Raw genomic sequence first — 16,970 nt, forward strand, 5'->3', positions numbered from 1 at the left:
GGTGTCGGTGTTCTGAGGCATGGTCAGCGCGTGGCCGGACGGCGTCAGTTCCGCCGTTGCGCCAGAAAGGTGAGGGCGACGTTGAGCGTCGAGATCGCCGTGGCGGCCATCGCCGGCCGCCGGGCGAGCGTCCCTTCCTGCCCGGCCCGGGCGGCTGACAGCGCGTCGCTCGTATGGATGAACGTGCCGGCGCGCAGTGCCCGGTCAAGCTCGTCCGGGTCCTTGAGGCAGAGCAGCTCGACGCCCAGGAGCACGGCTCGCACACCCAACATCCGCAGCACGTAGATCAACGCCGGTCGGCTCGGTTCCGCCCCCAGTCGGCGGGCCACCACCTGAGGGGCCAAGAGTGCCGCCACGCCGTTCACCAACCGGATTCCGGCGAGGCTGTATCGGCCACTGTGTGCCCGCCCATAGTCATCGCCCCTTCCGAAGGGATGGTGCATGCCGCCTATGACGCTAGGGCATGTCCCGTCGGGTCGCCCGCCGACTGCTCCGCGTGGCCGAGCCGTGTCAGATGCCATCACCGGGGTCCTCGCGCGGGGAGGCTCCATCGATTGACGGAGCCCGGAGAGCCGGAGACAGATAGCGCGGCGGGCGCGGTTCTGGTTGCCCAGCGACCGATGCTCGGGCAGCGCGTGACAAGGGGTGAAAGACAGGCGGCCGGCAAGGGCGAACTGTTGCGTCGCGTCGAAATCCCGTCTCGGCAGCCGCAGCGTGGCCACGGGGATGAACGACGAGGGCCGTTCGGGCCGGACTACCGAGGCGTTCTCGATCGGCATCCGATGCGGATCGCTTTGCAATCGGACGAGGAAGTCGAAGGCGACGCCGCGTTCCCGCAACCTCGTGGCCAGGGCCCCCGCACGTAGTCGTCCGGCGGGTTCCACGGCGCCCGCGTGCGGGTTCCGTCGCGCGGGACCACGGAGTACCGCATGGCCTGGCCCTCACCGATGAGCCACCGCACCATTGCCTGTACCGGTCGGCGCAGCAGCCGGTCGAACAGCGGGCGGACGCAGGGATCGACGCGCCGTTCGAGCTGGACGCACCACAGGATCGCGTTGTCGACCCGCTGCGCCCCGGTCACCGCTGCTCGCCCCTGCCGGTGGCCGGACAGAGGAAGCGCAGCGCCCGCAGCCCGGAAAGGAAGAAACAGGCGCCACCTCGTACGAGGGGTGGACGTCACTCTCTTCCAGCCTCGATCTGGCCGCGGTCCCCGGCTGCGCAGAGCCGAGAGCCGGTGACCTCTCCTCCCTTACGCAGTACGGGTGAATCCGTCGATTGTTCAGTTCGGGGCAGGTGGCGAGTCTTCTACGGTCTCTGAATGGATCCGAGGGCTGCAGGAAAGGCCTTCGGGCGGGGGACCGATGGAAGGCGCACCTGATGTCGGGGTTGGGGAAGTCGCCGGACGTGCTCAAGGCCCGGGCGGGCCGCTGCCATCGGATCGGGCTGTGGGCCTGGGCCGCGGTGGGTGTGGCATGTCTCGTGGGAACAGCGCTTTCTTTCAGTGGGCCGTGGGTGGCCGGGAGCGCGACGGCGCGGATGGTGGCTTTCGGGCCGTCCGCCGGTTGCGGGGGGTTGGCGGCCTCCCTGGTGCTCCGCGCGTGGCGGGCGAGTGGGCGGGTGCGGACGCGTTTGCTGCTGTTGGGGGGTTCGGCGGTAGGCGGTGGTGTGTACCGGGGGGCGGTCAACGTGCTGTCGGCCCACCCTCTGGGTTCGGGGCGGGACGAGCGATCGCTGTTCGGTTCGGTGGTAGTCATCGGAGTGACGATGGCGGTTGGCCTGGGGATGGCCGGTCTGGTGGTCGCGGCCGATGCCGCCAGAGGCCGACACGTGTTGCTGCGGCGCGTGCTTGACGGGGTGATCACTTTCGGGGCCGTGTTTATGACGGGATGGGTACTGCTGCGGGGGGCCAGTGACGGCTGGCGGCTGGGGACGGGGATGGTCGGTGTCCTCTGGACCGCGGAGGTCGTGTTCCTCAGTTTTCTGTTTGCCCTGCGCCGTCTTGTACGGAGCGACCAGAGAGTCACCTTGTGGGTTGGGACCGTCGGCCTGTCCCTCATGCTGGTCGGCGACACCCTGCGACTGTGGACGATCGGCCCGCACAGCCCCGAGGCGATGTCCTGTCAGCTGGTCGACGCCTGCATTACCGCCGGCCTGCTGGTGGTTGCTGTCGGCCCTTGGTTGCCCGGCGGGGCGAGCGTCCTGGGCATCGCTCAGCCGACGTTGCGATGGGGGATGGAGGGTGCAGCGGCCTTCATTCCCCTGACGGTCTGCACGGTCACGGCGCTGGGATATGTGTTGGCTCCTCTGGCCCGTGACCCGGTGCCGCTGCTCGTCGGCGGATTGGCACTGCTGAGCCTCTGGGCACGCCAGAAGTTTCTGCCGAACGAGAACACCAGAAACGACGACTGAGTTCTCGTTCTGCTGTCCGCCCTGCTGCGGCCGCTGAACGCCGTGGTGGGCCACGGAGCTGTCGAGCGCGTAGGGAAGCGTGCCGTACGCGGGGTTGCCCGTCGCCGTCCTCGCCGGTTACGGCCACGGTCCTGCGCTGGGGTCGACGCCGGTGACGCTCGACAGGCGCAGCCGCACCCCGGTGCCCGCAGTGACGTCGGCCGGCTTGTGGAACGCGAGGTCCTGGCCGATCGAGAGCTGGTGAGCCGCGTGCGCTCAACGAAGTCGGGCACGACGGTGGGGATCGGCCTGTGGCTGCCGCGCCCTCGCGCTCCGCCAGCCGGGGAGCCGCTCGGTCAGCGATGCGGGGCAGCGCCCTGTCGGGATGGGCGGCATGTACGGTAAGCCCGTGCCGAATTGGCAGCCCTGGGCCCCCGCGAGCGGCGCATCCGGCGACGCGGAGGTGTGGGAAAGCGCGGCGCCGGTCATTGGCCGGGCGGCGGCAGGAGGGGCCCGGGCCGGGCCCCTCGCCTGCGTAAGGCGTCCACGGGGTGAGTTGTGTACGCGGCGCAGTGCCAAACGACGGTTGTGCATAGAGGTCACATCGATAGGCGACCGCACGGCCGCAGATGAGCGTTCCGGCGGAACAGGTCGGCGGTAACGGTGTGACGGCCTGGCGGCGTCTGCGGGACTGGACTGAGGCCGGCGTCTGGCAGCAGCTGCATGAGGTGCTACTGGCGGAACTGCGGGGCGCCGGTCTGCTGGCACCTCAATCTGAAACGATCAGTCACACCGTTCCCCCGGACAGGTGTCCTGGAGTGGGACGTGCCTGTGGGCTCCAGGTGTTCCCGGAGCCCACAGATTGACTGCGTGTGGCGGGTTGCCAGCGATACCAGCGGCCTTTGCGGTGGCCCGTGTCCGTGCTGCGCATGACGAAGGCGAGCAGCCGGACGACGAGCACGATGACGGCGATCCACCACAGTGCCTTCAGCACGAAGCCCACGCCGAAGACGATCAGGTCCAGCAGGAGAGCCGGGAGAACCGCCCACAGGCTCTCGCCGCAGCCGTCACGCCTCGGGGAAGGCGGTCAGCGCCTCAGAAGCGGATGCACACCGGGCCCTGGTTGACGTTGACCCAGCCAATCTGTGTGACGGCCGAGTTGCACGCGGCACTCGTCTCGTCCTGGCCTGACTCCTGGTACTCACCGTTGCCGGAGCCGAAGTCGATGCACACCGGGCCCTGATTGACGTTGACGGCGCCGAACTGGCTGGTGACGTCGTTACACTGCGCGTCCAGCACCTCGTGTTGGTAGTGCTCGGCGTGCTGGTCGTAGGCCGAAGCAACACCGGCGCTCGCCGTCACGGCGGCGACTGCCAGAGCGGTGGCCGTGACGGCCCGACGGAAAGACATCATGACTGTTCTCCAGGGGTCTGGGGGACGAACTGACGTGTGCCACTCCATCAGCGCTGGCCTGGGCCTGCATGTGGGACTACGCCGTCTGGGCCCCGTGCGCGACCGAGCGGCGCCGCCGCCCTGACGGCGAACGGATCCGGGCCGCCGTGTCGACGCTTCGGCTCGGCGCGAGCGGTTGGACCTGGTCCTGCTGCACAACCCCGCGCGGGCTTACGCCGGCGACCGCCCTGCCCTGCACCGTGTGATGCGGGACGCGTTCGTGGTGATGGAGGAGGAGGCGGCGGCCGCGCGCGTGACCGGGTACGGGGTCGCCACCCGGTCGGGCCTGGAGGAGGAGGCGTTCACGGTGGAGGAGCTTCTCGCCCTGGCCGCCGAAGCCGCGGGCGGACAGCAGTACCACCACCTGGTAGCGGTGGCATCGACGGGAAGGCGGTCGAGCTCTGACCCCAGCTCGAGGAGCGCACCAAACCGCGTCACCGGTGCTACGGGCGCCATTCGAAGAGCAGGATGGTGGCATCGTCCCGCAGTTGGTTGCGCTGGTAGTCGAGGATGGCGTGGATGAGCAGCCGCAGCGCCTCGGCCGGGCGCTGTCCGGCGGCGGAGGAGCGGATGATGAAGTCGGTGAACCGGTCGAGGCCGAACTCGGCACCGTACGCGTCGCGAGCCTCCACGACACCGTCGGTGTAGAGCAGGACGCAATCGCCCGGTTCCAGGGCCGTCTCGTGGACTTGCCGGGCTGCCGGGGCGAGTTGGCCGGCCAGGCCGATCGGCGGTTGTGGGGGGCTGTCCAGCGCTCGGGCGAGCACCCCCTCGGCGCGGATCAGCAGCGGTGGGGGATGACCGCAATTGACCCAGCGCAGTATGCCGGTCTCGGCGTCGAGCCGGCACAGCACGCCGGTGCAGAAGTGGTCGGGCAGCCACTGGGCGAGCGCCTGGTCGACGGAGCTGACGACGTCGGCCAGGTCGGCACCGCCCCGGCGGGCGTTGCGCGCCGCCGCCATGGCGACCGACGTGGTCAGGCCTGCGGTCAGATCGTGACCCATGGCGTCGAGGATCATGGTGTGCAGGATGTTCTTGGCCACCGAGTGGTCGAAGGCGTCGCCGGCGATGTCGTACGCCGGTTCCAGGACCGCGGTCGATACGCACCTACTACTGCCGATGGTGCGGGGTGGCAGGAAGGCCCGCAGCATCTCGGCGGGCAACCGCATGGTCGCAGTGCGGGTGCGGGCGGCGAGCCAGTCGCTGTAGGCGCGCTTGGAGGTGATCAGCATGGCGAACAGATGAGCCAGCATCCGGCTGCGGCGCATCCGCACCCCGTCGAGCGAAGCGGTCCGAACCGCCAGCACACCCAGCCGCTCCGCACCGTCGACCAAAGGCATCCAGAGGATCGAGCCGCCGTCGGACTCGGCCACCCGCAGGGAGACCGTGCGGTACGCCCAGCCGGCCGACGAGCCATCCACCGGCAGCGGCTCCAAAGCCTCGTCGAGTGGGATGAGCAGCTGTTGTTGCAGGTCGACGAGGTAGATCAACGCGGTGTCCAGGCCGAGGGACGAGGCGCACCGGTTCGCCAAGGCGGGCAGTTCGACCGGCAGAGCAGTCTGTGCCTCGATGATCAGCTCTTCCAGCCGATTCTCGTCGACGGCGGTGTCGGGACCGGAGGACGCGTGTGGGTCCGACACAGGATCACCCCTTCCTTGCCCAGTTTCACACCGATCCCGTCCTCTCTCACGTCAGCCCGTGGCGAGGGCGAGGGCGACGCCAGGACGGTCCTTCACTCTCGCCGGCAGCCGCAGCCGCAGCCTCGTGCACCGGCTCATGGCCGAGAACCTGATCGACGAGTACCGGCTGCTGACCTTCCCCACCGTCCTCGGCACGGGCGACCGGCTCTTCTCCGCTCGCGGCCCTCACGTGGAGGCGGAGTGCCTGTCGGCGCAACAGGTCGGCGCGGCCGTCCTCACCGTCACCGCAAGGCCGCCCGATGACCGCCCGCTTCACGGCCCTGCACGAGGCGCCCGCCGATCCCACAGCATTCGTCCGGCACTACCGCGACGTACACACACCACCGTCCCGGTGGTCACTCGCCCCATGACCCAGCCCCGACCATGAGACCGACCACAGTCCCAGCGAGATCATCATCAGCTCTGAGCCGGGCAGCGCATGGCCGGTACGGGGGACGGGTCAGTTGCCGAGGGCTTGGCGGAGGGTGTCGCGGCAGTCGATGACGGCGTCGACGCCGACGATCTGCAGGGTGCGCATCACGGCTTCGGCGGGTGCGGCCAGGCGTATCCAGCCGCCGGCCTCGGTGAGGCTGCGGTGGGCGGCGATGAAGAGGTTGATGCCGGTGGAGTCCATGAACGTGACCCGGCTCAGATCGACCACAATGCGGGGGCGGGGAGCTCCGGAGGCGTCCAGGGCCTGGCGGAGCGTCTGGCCGGTGTCGCGGTCGATCTCTCCCGCCAAGGTCAGCACACGGATGCCGTCGGTGGTGGTGGAGACGACCGACAGCTGGCCTGGCTGCGCAGCTGGTGCGGTGTCTGCCAACTCTCCCTCGGCCATGTCGGTGATACTGGCACACCAAGACCTTCACCAACAGCGCTGCCCTGCACAGAGCGGGTAATGCCTTCGCGACCAGGGCGTAAAGCGTGCGACAACTGTTGCGTGAGCCTTGCTGGCGTTCAGAAGTCTGACCAGACCACCACGGGCGTACGGGCGAGGTCGGGTGTCTGACATCCCCGCTGCGTGGCGGCGCGGCGGCGGCCGGGGATCAGGGGGCGCTCTTTCCCGGCTGCCCACCCGGCGGAGACCGACCAGCCTGTCCAACCTTCATGCGCACCGGGAAGACGTCGCGCGCGCCTGCGTGGCAATGCTCCGCAGGAATCCGGACGCAATCCGCAGGACCAGCGCATGGCACGTCTCGTCGGTGAGCTTTCCCTGGCGAATGAGGACTTCCGCCGCTGGTGGGGCGATCACCACGTCGCCAGCCGCACCAGGGGAAATAGGGTGCTGCGCCCGCAGATCGCAGGCGACATCACCCTCGCCGAGATGCCCTGTCCTGCGCCGGAGGCCCCGAGCAGCAGATCGTCGTCAGGACCGCCGAACCCGGCACCCCTCCCACGACGCCCTGCGCCTCCTCGCCTCCTGGACCGCAACCACCCGGCGGGGATAAGGCGAAGAACGGCCACCGGTTGTCGAACACCACGCTCGTGCGCGGCCGCCCGCGGCCGGGAGCCCGCCGTGGCCGGTGGGGAGAGGGGTGGATCGCATACGGGGAGGGTCGAACCGGGTCCGGCAGCCGTCACTTGATCTGATCCGCGGCCCATTTCGCCCACTCGCGGCGCATCGCGTTGAAGCGCAGCCCGTACTCCAGGGCAATGCGGCCGTACACCGCGAGGTTGTCGTCCCCCCAGTCGATGGACTTCATGAGCTGCTGCAGGTCGTCGCGCTCGTGCTCGGACATATCGGCGAGTTCGTCCAGGTAGGAGCGCGCCTCCTCCGGTGTGAGCACGCCGAGGAAGAAGACCCGCAGCAAGATGTCGCTGCGCAGGACCCGCTGTGGTCTGGTCTGCGTCATCCAGTGCCGCAGTTCGGCCAGTCCCTCGTCCGTGAGGGCGTACTCCTTGCGTCCACGGGGCCCTTCCGCCGCCACGGTGATCAGTCCGGCACCGGACAGCTTCGTCAGTTCCGTGTAGATCTGGCTCTGCGTCGCCGGCCAGACGTTGGCCAGCGAGGTGTCGAAGAGCTTCAGCAGGTCGTATCCGCTGGCGGAGCGCTCCGAGAGCAGGCCGAGAAGTGCGTGTCTGAGGCTCATGCCCTCCACTGTACCCGCCACATTCCACTATTGACATGTCATCATTGGACCTTCTATCTTCGATATGTCAAAACAGGGATAACGAATCGGGGAGACCATGTCCTACCTGCGCACCTTTCTGCCGTGGATCGTCTTCGCCGTGGTTCCTTCGGGAGACTGGCAGTGGGCGGCACTGGCCGCGCTGGTGATCGCCGTGGCGGTCATCGCGGAGCAGGTGCGTTCCGGCGCAGGCTTCGACGCTCTCATCATCGAAGCCGGCTCCGCGGTCTTCTTCGCCGTTTTGGCCGTCATCGCCTTCACCCACCACGACTCGGACGTGCACACGTACTCCGCGGCCCTCTCGGCGGGCACCCTCGCCGTCATCGCCGGAGTCTCCCTGGCCATTGGCAGGCCGTTCACACTGGGCATCGCCAAGCGGACCACTCCGCGCGAGATGTGGGGGCTCAAGGCGTTCATCCACGTCAACGTCGTCATCACCGCTGTCTGGACCGCAGCGTTCGTCCTGACCGCCGTCGTGCTCGCCGTGCTGGAACACGGAGGACACGCGCACTCCACCGCCGCGACGCTCGTCCAGATCGCCGGCTTCGCCGTCCCGATGCTCTTCACCGTCCGCTATGTCGCCCACGTCCAGGCCAAGGCCGCCGCGCCGACGGTCTGATGATCCCCGCTGCCGGACGACGGCACGCTCGATGTGCCCTTCGGCAGCGCAGATGCGAGCCGATCGGCATTGGGCGGCGCGTGCCAGTGACCGGCAGGGCGCGCGCCGTGAGTTCTTCAACGACCGGGGCATAGTTCCCGCAGAAGTGGCGGGTCGAAGGTGATCATCCTGACCACCTTCGACCTCGACCGGTGCGTCTACGACGCCCTGGCCGCAGGCGCCAGCGGCTTCCCGCACCTGGGTTCCGCACTCGTCCATGCCACCGCGATCGCGGTTCCGGCCATCGCTCACCGCTGGGGCAGCCGGACGCGGTGGTGGCGTTCTGGGGCACGTAGGTCATCACCCGCCCGCTCGGTGATTCCGTCTCCGACTGGATTGGGTTCGGATTCCGGATGGCGGGGTGCGGAGAGCGAGTTCTGCCTCGGTGCGGCCGAGCGGGGCGGCTGTCACCCGGCAGGGAGGTTGACCACGAATCGTGCCCCTGGTTTGTGTCTGGGGTCGTACGTCACCTCGCCGTCGGCGGAGCGGGCGAGACGTCGTGCCAGCGGCAGCCCGAGGCCCGCTCCGGGGTGTCCGTCGCCGGGATCGGCCCGTCGGCCGGGTTCGAAGAGCCGTGTGGCGAACGGGGGCGGTACGCCGGGCCCGTCGTCGGTGACGTCGATGCGTACGGCGTCGAGTGTGCGGTAGGCGCGAACGGTGATGCTGGAGTGGGCGTAGCGGCAGGCGTTGGCGAGGAGTGGGCTGATGATGCGTTCGAGGAGGTCGGGTGGGACTCCGGCCTCCAGATGCGGGCCGTGGGTGGTCAACGTCAGGTGGCTTGGTACGTCAAGGAGTTCGGCGAGGCGTTGCAACGTGGGCAGGACCTCGGCGGTGCCCGGAGCGGTGAGTGTGCCGCCCCGGGCGTCGTCCAGGAGGGTGTCGCAGATGGTGCGCATGGACTGGGCGGCTTCCGCGATTACCTTGTGGGTGGTGCGGGTCTGGTCGTCTGTGCGGGGGCGGGTATGCCACCAGTCGAGTTCGGCGATGATCCGGCTCAGGGGTGTCCTTAGTTCGTGCGAGAGTTCCCCGGTGAGCTGTTGCTCGTGGCGCAGAAGGGTGCGGATGCGGTCCAGTATCGCGTCCAGTGACGTGCCGAGGCGGGCGAGTTCGGCCGGGTGGCGCATGCTGCCGAAGCGTTCTCCGGAGGCGACGGCGCTCCACTGGGTGGCCTGGTCGGTCATCGTGCGGACGGGGCGCAGCGCGCGGCCTACCGCCAGCCGGGTCAGGGCGTAGGTGCAGGCGAGCATCACGGCGTCAAGGGTGAGCGAGCCCAGGAGCAGGGTCTCGGCCGAACTTCGGTAGGGGGAGAGGTCGAGAGCGGTGACCACCGTGGCCTGGCTCTTGTCTCCGGACACCGGCTGCGAGCACAGCCTGAGGGGGCCGTCGACGTCGGCGGTGACGCACGGCCGCCCGTCGCGTCCGGCGAGTGCGTCGGCGACGCGGGTCAGGGGACCGGCGTTCGGTGGCGCTTCCAGCAGTCGTCCGTCGGCGTAGATCCACACATTGGTGTCGAGGAGTTCGTCGTGGGAGGTCTCCAGGATGCGTACCGTCGTGCCGCTGGTGTCGATGGTCGTCGCGACGGCGGCGGCGCGGGTGCGCAGTTCGTCGTCCGCCTGGTGCTGGAGGCGGTGGTCGGCCACGGCGTTGAAGGCGATGGTGAGGACCAGCATCAGGAGCGTGGCCGTGGTGAGGGCCACGAGTGAGAGCCGGCCGCGCAGCGTGCGGGGCGCCAGACGCTTGAGAAATGCTGTGACGGCCGGTCGTGACCGGTGGCGGATACCGCTCATGACAGGCGGTGGCCGATCCCACGGGCTGTGCCGATCGTCCGGTCGCTGCCCGCTGCGCGGAGCTTGCGGCGCAGTCGGGTCAGGTACTGGTCGAGGGTGTTGTCGTGGACCTGGGCGCCCTCGGGCCAGCCGGCCCGGACCAGTTCGCGGCGGCGCACGATTCCGCCGGAAGCCGCCATGAGCGTGGCCAGAAGGCGGAACTCGGTCGGTGTGAGATCGACCCGGCTGCCTCGGACGGTGACTACGTGTTGGACGGCGTCCAGGACCAGGTCTCCTGCTGTGGAGGCGGGCGGTGGCGCGGCCCGCTTGAGGGCTGCCCGCAGGCGGGCGACGAGTTCGGCGAGGTGGAACGGCTTGGGCAGGTAGTCGTCGCCTCCGGCCGAGAACCCGGACAGTCGGTCGGTCAGCCGGTGGTGGGCGGTGAGGAAGATGACGGGGGAGAGGAATCCGTTCGCGCGCAGTGCCTGGCACACGTCCCGTCCGTCGGCGTCGGGCAGGCCGATGTCGAGCACGGCGGCGGAGATGTCCGCGGTGGCCAGCCGCAGGGCGGTGGCGCCGTCCGGGGCGGGTACCGTGTCGAAGTCCTCCTCGCGCAGTCCGCGGATCAGCACGTCACGCAGGGCGTGATCGTCCTCGACGACCAGGATCGTCTGGCGCATGGTGCTTCCCCTGTTCTCGTGCCGGGCGCGTTTGGCTTTCGGCAGTGCCCGTCGCTTCTGTCGTCCCGCGCGCCGTGTTCGGGTCCGTCGCACCGGGGGTCCATCGCTCGGGCAGCCACCAGGCCACGGCGCACAGGCACACTCCGAGCCAGCCGAGGGCGAACAGCCAGCCGCCGACGACGTCGGTGAACCAGTGCACTCCGAGGTAGACGCGGGTCAGCCCGACCGAAGCGCCCCAGCCGCCGATGATCAGGACAAGAGGGGCCCTGCCGCGTGGCTGCAGCAAGCAGACGGCGATGATCAGCAGCCCTGCGGTCAGGGCTGCCGTGGTGGTGTGACCGGAGGGGAATGCCCAACCTGATGCATGGGTCTCCCAGTCGGCCCGGGGTGGCCGCGGCCGGGCGACGAGCGTCATCACCGCGTATCGCAGCGCCTGGCCGGCCGCGAGGCAGCCCAGACAGAGCGCGACAGCGAGTGCCCGCTGCCGGAGGGTGCGTCCCGCGATGATTCCGGCCAGCGCGGCCAGCGTGAACGGGATGACGCCGGTTCCGGTGGCGGTCAGTCCGCGGGCGAACGCCACCGCCACGTCGGGTCGGTGAGCGACGGACCACGAGAGGAGGTCGCTGTCCGCGAACAGCGGTATGCCGTCGTGGCCCGCCACTACCATGGTCAGTACGCCGAACGCCGTCCACGCGCCGAGTCCGCAGCTGCCGGCCAGTTCGGCGGTGTCGCCACGCCTCATGACTCGACCGCCAGCAGCGGACGCAGACGGCTGCCCGTGAGCCGCAGAGCCAGGGCATCCGCGCGCCTGCGCAGTGCCGCCATGACGAGCAGCACGGTGAGTGCGCCCACCACACACCCTGCCAGCACGTCGTGGGGGTAGTGGGCGCCGACCCAGACCCGCGAGACCGCCATCGCGCCGGCGGCCACCGCGGCCACCGCGCCGAGCCGGCGGGAGACGAACAGCAGGGCGACGGCCGCCGCGGCGGCGACGGCCGCGTGGTTGCTGGGGAAGGACCAGTCACCGGGCGCGGGACACGCCTCCAGCGTGGCCACCCGCAGGCTCCGGCAGGGCCGGTCCTCGCGCACCAGCAGCTTCAGCGCCGCGTCGACCCCGTAGGCCACGACCACGACGAACGGCACGGCGAGCGCCGTCACCGACGCGGTGGCGCCCCGTCGCCGGGCGTGCCACCAGCCGATGGTCATAAGCACTGCGAACAGGGCGAGCCCGTAGGTCGACCACGCCGACACCGCGTCGTCCAGCCACACCGGAGCGTGCCGTGCGAGGTTCACCACGCCCGCGTAGGCCGAGCCGTCGATCGACGAGCCGTCGAGGGCGAGGATCATCCCCGTGCCTCCTTCGCCTTCGCGGCCCGCCGCGAGCGGGCCACCTCGGAGGCGACCGGAATCAGCGACAGGGCCACGATCACCGCGACCATCGGCAGCAGGTACCGGTCCACGTTCGGCACGGAGGAGCCCAGCGCGTATCCCGCCAGCGTCAGACCCAGACTCCACACCAGCCCGCCGGTCGCCTGCCAGACGGTGAACGTCCGCACCGGCACCCGCAGGGCGCCCGCCATCGGGTTCAGGACCGTGCGCACCACCGGGACGAAGCGGGCCAGGACGATCGCCTTCGCATACCCGTAGCGCTCCAGCAGTTCCTCCGCGCGTTCCGCCCCCTCGCGCAGGCGGGCCGAGCGGCTGCGCGCGAGCAGGGCGCCGCCCGCTCTTCGGCCCAGGAGATATCCGCACTGGGCGCCCGCCAGCGCTCCCACCGCCGCGGCGACCAGGAGCGGAACGAGCGACAGCCGCAGGCCGCGGTCGGCGGTGCCGGTGCACAGCAGACCGGCCGTGAACAGCAGGGAGTCGCCCGGGAGGAAGAAACCGATCAGCAGCCCGGTCTCGGCGAACAGCACCACACCCACACCCAGCACGCCGAACGCGGACAGCAGGGACCGTGCATCCAGCACATTGACGGCGAGCTGCGACGATAGGTGCATGGCTGTGGTCATCGCAGGGAGCTCCTTCATCCTTCGTCCGGACCGTCGGGTGCGCCGACAACACCGGCGCGGCGGCAACCGACGACTGACTACAATCCTGTAGACGGTCTACTGAACTGTAGACGATGGCGGAATGAGGAACGTTCCCATGACAGACGCGAGGGACGAGAGGCGGCCGGCCGGCGAGCTCGAAGCCGCCGTCATGGCCGCGCTGTGGGCCGCCGGAGCCCCGCTCACGGCCGGACGGGTGCAGACCGAACTCGGCTCCGGCCTGGCTCGCACGACGGTGACGACGATACTGACCCGTCTGCACGAGAAGGGCGTCGTCAGCCGTGAGCGGCAGGGCCGCGGCTACGCCTACCTCCCCGTGCAGGACGCTCCCGGGCTGACCGCCCGGCGCATGCACACCGAACTCGACCGGGACACCGACCGCGAGACGGTCCTGGCCCGCTTCGTAGCCCAGCTCAGCCCCGGCGACGAGCAGCACCTGCGCCGGCTCCTGGAGGGCGACGAGCGATGACCGCCCTGCTGCTCGTACCGCTGATCCTGCCCTTCCTCGCTCCTGCGCTGGCCCGCCGGACCCTCGACCGACTGGCCCCCGCCGCCGCGCTGTGGGTCCTCACCGCCTCCGCCCTGGCGCTGGCCGGAGCCTGCGTCGCAGCCCTCGGCGCCCTGGTCCTGACCGGACTGCTCGAAATCCCCGCCTTCGCCGCCCTCGGCGAACTCGTGCACCCCTTGCGGACCCCCTCGGACCGTCTCGTCGTCCCCCTGGCCATGGCGGCCACCGGTGTGCTCACCCTCAGTGCCTGGACGCTCGTACGCTCGGTCTTCCGGCAGGCCCGCGCCTTCCGTACCGCCCGCATGCAGGCCGACCGCCGTCCCGCCGCCGGTGATCTGTGCGTCGTCGACTCGCCGCACCCGGACGCGTACGCCCTGCCCGGGAGGCCGCACCGCATCGTCGTCACCACCGCCATGCTGCGCAGCCTGGGACCTGCCGAGCGCGAGGCCCTCTTCGCCCATGAACGCGCCCACAATCGGGCCGGCCACCACTACTTCCTGGCCGCGGCCGAACTCGCCGCCCACTGCCACCCCGCCCTGCGCACCACCCGCGACACCATCCGGCTCGCCGCCGAGCGGGCCGCCGACGAGGCCGCCGCCGAGGTCACCGGCGACCGGCGCCTGATCGCCACGGCCATCGCCCGCGCCGCCCTCGCCGGCCGCACCTCGCCGTCCACCCGTCCGGACATCGCGCCCGCGGCGACGACCGGCCCTGTCCCGCAACGCGTCGCGGCCCTCCTCGCATCCTCCGAGAAGCGCGCGCGCACCACCCGCCGTACCGCGTTCCTCCTCGTGGCCTGCACGGTCCTGTCCGTCGCCGCCGGAACAGTCGGCGTCGTCGACTTCCACCACGAAGTAGAGATCGCCCAGGGCGAGGAGGCTCCCTGACCGGTGCGGTCCCGGTAGCCCACCGCCCGGGGCTCAGCCTGTCCGTCGTGTGATCATGCTCAGCCGAGGACCGGCTCCAGCAGCCGGAGCAGGTCGTCCGGGCCGGAGCAGGGCGAGGGCGTAGGCGAGGACGACGGCGCGGCCGAGCCGGTGCCACAGCCAGGACGCGGCGCGGGTGTGCATGGGCCCATCGTGATCAGGGCGGCTCCCGCGGGCCGGCATCGCCGCGCGGCAGTCAGGATGCGTTCAGGCAACCGCTGGCACGGTCGGGCCTCATGACGTACGAACTCTCCGAAACACCGCCGGCCGAACGGCCCGGCCACCGTCTGCGCTGGAACAAGGTTCCCGAGGTCACCGCCTATTTCTGGATCATCAAGGTGCTGTGCACGACGGTCGGTGAGACCGCGGCCGACCTGCTCAACGAGAAGGCCGGTCTGGGCCTGACCGGCGTGTCGGTCCTGATGAGCGCACTGCTCGCCGTCGTCCTCGTCGTCCAGTTCCGTACCACCGCCTACCGCGCGGGCGTGTACTGGCTCGCGGTCGCCCTCATCAGCGTCGTCGGCACCCTGATCAGCGACAACCTCACCGACAACATGGGCGTGCCGCTCGAGACGAGCACCGCGGTCTTCGCGCTCGTCCTCGCGGTCGTCTTCGTCGTCTGGTACCGGCGTGAGCGGACCCTGTCCATCCACAGCATCGACACCACCGGCCGTGAGTCGTTCTACTGGCTGGCGGTGCTGTTCACCTTCGCCCTCGGCACGGCGGCCGGCGACCTGGTCTCCGAGCGCATGGACCTCGGCTACTGGCTCGCGGCGGCCCTGTTCGCCCTGGCCATCGCCGCCGTGGCGGTCGCGCACTTCGCGCTGGGACTGGACGCGGTGTGGAGCTTCTGGATCGCCTACATCCTCACCCGCCCGCTCGGCGCCTCGATCGGCGACTACCTCTCCCAGCCGACCGGCGACGGCGGAATCGGCCTGGGCACCGTCGTCACCAGTGCGCTGTTCCTGGCGGTCATCCTCGGGCTGGTCGTCTATCTGGCGGTGACGCGCAAGGACGTGAGGGAGTCGGACGCGCACAGTCACTGAACGGCGACAGAGCGTTCAGGATGCGTTCAGGTGATCGCTGCGAGGGTCGGACACTGCGGCAGCCGTCGTCGGGCGGCTGTCTTCCCTGACAGAACCAGGAGTGTCCGACCTTGGATAATCCGGAAGTCCTCACCGACCTCGACGTTGCGAGCGCGCATCGGTCGGCCGTGACCACGACCAAGTCGGTGATGAAGAAGCTGCCCGAGGTCACCCTGGCCTTCTGGATCATGAAGGTGGCCGCCACGACCCTCGGCGAGACAGCCGGTGACCTCTTCGCGCAGACCCTGAAGATCGGCTACTTCCTCACCACGATCGCCCTTTTCCTGCTCTTCGTGGTGACCCTGGCCGTTCAGCTGCGCTCCCGCCGCTACAACCCGTTCTTCTACTGGACGGTGATCCTGTCGACCAGCATGGCCGGCACCACGATGTCCGACTTCATGAACCGTGACGCCAGCGCCAAGTTCCTCTCGGACGGCGCCACTTCGCTGGGCTGGGGACCGCAGGGCCTCGGCCTTGGCTACCCGACGGGCGCGGCGATCCTGATGTCGATCCTGGTCGTCATCTTCGCCGTCTGGAAGCTGACGGGAATGACGTTCGTCATCCGTGACATCGTCAGCTTCCGCGGGGAGGCGCTCTTCTGGTCGGCGATCCTGGTCTCCAACACGCTCGGCACCTCGATGGGCGACTTCCTCTCCGACAGCTCGGGCCTCGGCTACGCCGGCGGAGCGGCGCTGGTGACCGGTGTTCTGCTGGTGCTGGTGGCCCTGATGAAGGTGCCCGCGGTGCCGAACGTGCTGCTCTTCTGGATCGCCTTCGTGCTGACCCGTCCACTCGGCGCGACAGCCGGTGACTTCCTGACCAAGCCGGTCACGAAGGGCGGTCTCGACCTCGGTACGGCGGGGTCGTCGGCCGTGCTCCTGACGCTCCTGACCGGCCTGATGGGATACGCCCACGTCCAGGAGCGCCGCAGCCTCGCCCCGTCTCCGCTCTTGCCTCCGGAGACCGGCGAGCGGGACAAGGCCACCCAGCGGGCAGGCTGACCACGGACCGCGCCATGCACGCCAGAGAGGTGGCGTGTGGGCGTTGCGGGCGATGCCTTGCAACGACGGCTCAGGGCCAGACCGTGGCGATCCCATGCAGGCACCCGACGTCCCGGTTGAAGCGGCGCAACAGCAGGACCGCGATGCTGGCGCGGACGGTGACCAGGGGTCGGACGGTCGGGCCCGAACGGCTACGACGCGACCTCCGGCGACCGGAGCCGCCTACGCGAACCGGATCCAGGTGCTCGCCTTGAGACCGCCGATCTCGAAGCCGATAACAGCGCTCTGCGCGGACGGCTACCCGACATACCGAGAACGTGAGCGCCGCTGCCCGGGCCCCGGAAATCCCGGGTTCATTGGACGCCCGCCGCGCCTGCCGTCCGGGCGTCGCGGCGACGAACGGGGTGAGAGTTCACCCTTAACCCATTCTGTGCTCGTCTCATCGGTCGGGTCGCCGGACGAAGCGATCAGATGCCCCCTGGCAGTGAGCTCGATGGCGCCGGTCGCCTCGCCGGATCTTCCCCCTTTTCCCGAGCGCGGCAAAACATCGCCGGCATCCAAGGGCGGGCTCGCCCATAAGGCAGGCGGGCATGGGGAGCGCAATTAGCTATATACGGAACGGCGGAATGCATGACACGCCATACGGT

19 protein-coding genes and 3 pseudogenes are annotated in these 16,970 nt (G+C 69.8%); 9 read left to right on the forward strand and 13 right to left on the reverse strand.

Annotation, left to right across the window (positions count from 1 at the left end; all coding sequences use genetic code 11):
• Positions 1 to 44: 44 nt before the first annotated feature.
• Positions 45 to 290 (reverse strand): hypothetical protein, encoded by a 246-nt coding sequence (locus tag ACFWBB_RS16520; protein WP_385271929.1) that lies wholly within the window; start codon positions 288 to 290, stop codon positions 45 to 47.
• Between the two features lie 1,339 nt (positions 291 to 1,629).
• Between ACFWBB_RS16520 and ACFWBB_RS16525 the strand changes: the two genes are divergently transcribed.
• Positions 1,630 to 2,409: a hypothetical protein gene (locus tag ACFWBB_RS16525; RefSeq protein WP_385271932.1), complete on the forward strand. Its 780-nt coding sequence runs from the start codon at positions 1,630 to 1,632 to the stop codon at positions 2,407 to 2,409.
• Between the two features lie 36 nt (positions 2,410 to 2,445).
• Here the strand turns inward: ACFWBB_RS16525 and ACFWBB_RS16530 are convergent.
• Positions 2,446 to 2,681 (reverse strand): annotated as a pseudogene (locus ACFWBB_RS16530) (oxidoreductase); the annotation flags it as partial.
• Positions 2,682 to 3,023: 342 nt separating this feature from the next.
• On the opposite strand from ACFWBB_RS16530, the pseudogene ACFWBB_RS16535 reads away from it, so the two are divergent.
• Positions 3,024 to 3,251 (forward strand): annotated as a pseudogene (locus ACFWBB_RS16535) (IS5/IS1182 family transposase); the annotation flags it as partial.
• Positions 3,252 to 3,271: 20 nt separating this feature from the next.
• Here ACFWBB_RS16535 and ACFWBB_RS16540 read toward each other — a convergent pair.
• The 3 genes and pseudogenes from ACFWBB_RS16540 to ACFWBB_RS16550 form a co-directional block, all read right to left on the reverse strand.
• Positions 3,272 to 3,439: pseudogene (locus tag ACFWBB_RS16540) on the reverse strand (hydrophobic protein); the annotation flags it as partial.
• A gap of 44 nt (positions 3,440 to 3,483) precedes the next feature.
• The gene (locus ACFWBB_RS16545) at positions 3,484 to 3,801 is read right to left on the reverse strand and encodes a hypothetical protein (protein WP_385271935.1); all 318 of its coding nucleotides are present in this window, start codon (positions 3,799 to 3,801) and stop codon (positions 3,484 to 3,486) included.
• Positions 3,802 to 4,283: 482 nt separating this feature from the next.
• Positions 4,284 to 5,480 carry a PP2C family protein-serine/threonine phosphatase gene (locus ACFWBB_RS16550; RefSeq protein WP_385271938.1) on the reverse strand — a complete coding sequence of 399 codons (1,197 nt, stop codon included), beginning with the start codon at positions 5,478 to 5,480 and terminating at the stop codon, positions 4,284 to 4,286.
• Positions 5,481 to 5,616: 136 nt separating this feature from the next.
• On the opposite strand from ACFWBB_RS16550, the gene ACFWBB_RS16555 reads away from it, so the two are divergent.
• Complete coding sequence (locus tag ACFWBB_RS16555; protein ID WP_385272035.1) at positions 5,617 to 5,907, forward strand: dihydrofolate reductase family protein; 291 nt, start codon at positions 5,617 to 5,619, stop codon at positions 5,905 to 5,907.
• A gap of 72 nt (positions 5,908 to 5,979) precedes the next feature.
• Here the strand turns inward: ACFWBB_RS16555 and ACFWBB_RS16560 are convergent, their stop codons facing one another.
• Entirely contained in the window at positions 5,980 to 6,357 is a 378-nt protein-coding gene (locus tag ACFWBB_RS16560) for an STAS domain-containing protein (RefSeq protein WP_385271941.1), read from the reverse strand.
• 183 nt (positions 6,358 to 6,540) lie between these two features.
• On the opposite strand from ACFWBB_RS16560, the gene ACFWBB_RS16565 reads away from it, so the two are divergent.
• Positions 6,541 to 7,104 (forward strand): hypothetical protein, encoded by a 564-nt coding sequence (locus ACFWBB_RS16565; protein WP_385271944.1) that lies wholly within the window; start codon positions 6,541 to 6,543, stop codon positions 7,102 to 7,104.
• Here ACFWBB_RS16565 and ACFWBB_RS16570 read toward each other — a convergent pair.
• Positions 7,097 to 7,609, reverse strand: a complete 513-nt coding sequence (locus ACFWBB_RS16570; protein WP_385271947.1) for a PadR family transcriptional regulator — start codon at positions 7,607 to 7,609, stop codon at positions 7,097 to 7,099. The two genes, ACFWBB_RS16565 and ACFWBB_RS16570, sit on opposite strands and share 8 nt — an antisense overlap.
• 97 nt (positions 7,610 to 7,706) lie before the next feature.
• Here ACFWBB_RS16570 and ACFWBB_RS16575 point away from each other — a divergent pair, with 97 nt between their 5' ends.
• The gene (locus ACFWBB_RS16575) at positions 7,707 to 8,267 is read left to right on the forward strand and encodes a hypothetical protein (RefSeq protein WP_385271950.1); all 561 of its coding nucleotides are present in this window, start codon (positions 7,707 to 7,709) and stop codon (positions 8,265 to 8,267) included.
• Positions 8,268 to 8,713: 446 nt separating this feature from the next.
• On the opposite strand, the gene ACFWBB_RS16580 is transcribed toward ACFWBB_RS16575, so the two are convergent.
• From ACFWBB_RS16580 to ACFWBB_RS16600, 5 genes are read right to left on the reverse strand one after another with little or no spacing between them, the layout of a single operon-like run.
• The gene (locus ACFWBB_RS16580) at positions 8,714 to 10,093 is read right to left on the reverse strand and encodes a sensor histidine kinase (RefSeq protein WP_385271953.1); all 1,380 of its coding nucleotides are present in this window, start codon (positions 10,091 to 10,093) and stop codon (positions 8,714 to 8,716) included.
• A complete protein-coding gene (locus ACFWBB_RS16585; protein WP_385271956.1) occupies positions 10,090 to 10,752 on the reverse strand; it encodes a response regulator transcription factor in 663 nt (220 codons plus the stop codon). The genes ACFWBB_RS16580 and ACFWBB_RS16585 overlap by 4 nt, the downstream gene beginning before the upstream one ends.
• Positions 10,706 to 11,494, reverse strand: coding sequence for a phosphatase PAP2 family protein (locus tag ACFWBB_RS16590; RefSeq protein WP_385271959.1), 789 nt, complete (start codon positions 11,492 to 11,494; stop codon positions 10,706 to 10,708). The genes ACFWBB_RS16585 and ACFWBB_RS16590 overlap by 47 nt, the downstream gene beginning before the upstream one ends.
• Positions 11,491 to 12,099, reverse strand: a complete 609-nt coding sequence (locus tag ACFWBB_RS16595; RefSeq protein ID WP_385271962.1) for a phosphatase PAP2 family protein — start codon at positions 12,097 to 12,099, stop codon at positions 11,491 to 11,493. The genes ACFWBB_RS16590 and ACFWBB_RS16595 overlap by 4 nt, the downstream gene beginning before the upstream one ends.
• Entirely contained in the window at positions 12,096 to 12,764 is a 669-nt protein-coding gene (locus ACFWBB_RS16600; RefSeq protein ID WP_385271965.1) for a DedA family protein, read from the reverse strand. Before ACFWBB_RS16600 ends, ACFWBB_RS16595 begins: the two co-directional genes overlap by 4 nt.
• Positions 12,765 to 12,900: 136 nt before the next feature.
• Between ACFWBB_RS16600 and ACFWBB_RS16605 the strand changes: the two genes are divergently transcribed.
• Both ACFWBB_RS16605 and ACFWBB_RS16610 read left to right on the forward strand, forming a co-directional pair.
• Complete coding sequence (locus ACFWBB_RS16605) at positions 12,901 to 13,272, forward strand: BlaI/MecI/CopY family transcriptional regulator (RefSeq protein WP_385271968.1); 372 nt, start codon at positions 12,901 to 12,903, stop codon at positions 13,270 to 13,272.
• Entirely contained in the window at positions 13,269 to 14,198 is a 930-nt protein-coding gene (locus tag ACFWBB_RS16610; RefSeq protein WP_385271971.1) for a M48 family metalloprotease, read from the forward strand. Before ACFWBB_RS16605 ends, ACFWBB_RS16610 begins: the two co-directional genes overlap by 4 nt.
• Positions 14,199 to 14,231: 33 nt before the next feature.
• Here the strand turns inward: ACFWBB_RS16610 and ACFWBB_RS16615 are convergent, their stop codons facing one another.
• On the reverse strand, positions 14,232 to 14,381 hold the full coding sequence (locus tag ACFWBB_RS16615; RefSeq protein ID WP_385271974.1) for a hypothetical protein: 150 nt from the start codon (positions 14,379 to 14,381) through the stop codon (positions 14,232 to 14,234).
• A gap of 92 nt (positions 14,382 to 14,473) precedes the next feature.
• Between ACFWBB_RS16615 and ACFWBB_RS16620 the strand changes: the two genes are divergently transcribed.
• Both ACFWBB_RS16620 and ACFWBB_RS16625 read left to right on the forward strand, forming a co-directional pair.
• Positions 14,474 to 15,283 carry a hypothetical protein gene (locus ACFWBB_RS16620; protein ID WP_385271977.1) on the forward strand — a complete coding sequence of 270 codons (810 nt, stop codon included), beginning with the start codon at positions 14,474 to 14,476 and terminating at the stop codon, positions 15,281 to 15,283.
• 110 nt (positions 15,284 to 15,393) lie between these two features.
• Positions 15,394 to 16,323, forward strand: a complete 930-nt coding sequence (locus ACFWBB_RS16625; protein ID WP_385271980.1) for a hypothetical protein — start codon at positions 15,394 to 15,396, stop codon at positions 16,321 to 16,323.
• Positions 16,324 to 16,970 lie beyond the last annotated feature (647 nt).

The sequence above is a fragment of the Streptomyces sp. NPDC060000 genome (genome assembly GCF_042737375.1).
Lineage (GTDB): Bacteria > Actinomycetota > Actinomycetes > Streptomycetales > Streptomycetaceae > Streptomyces.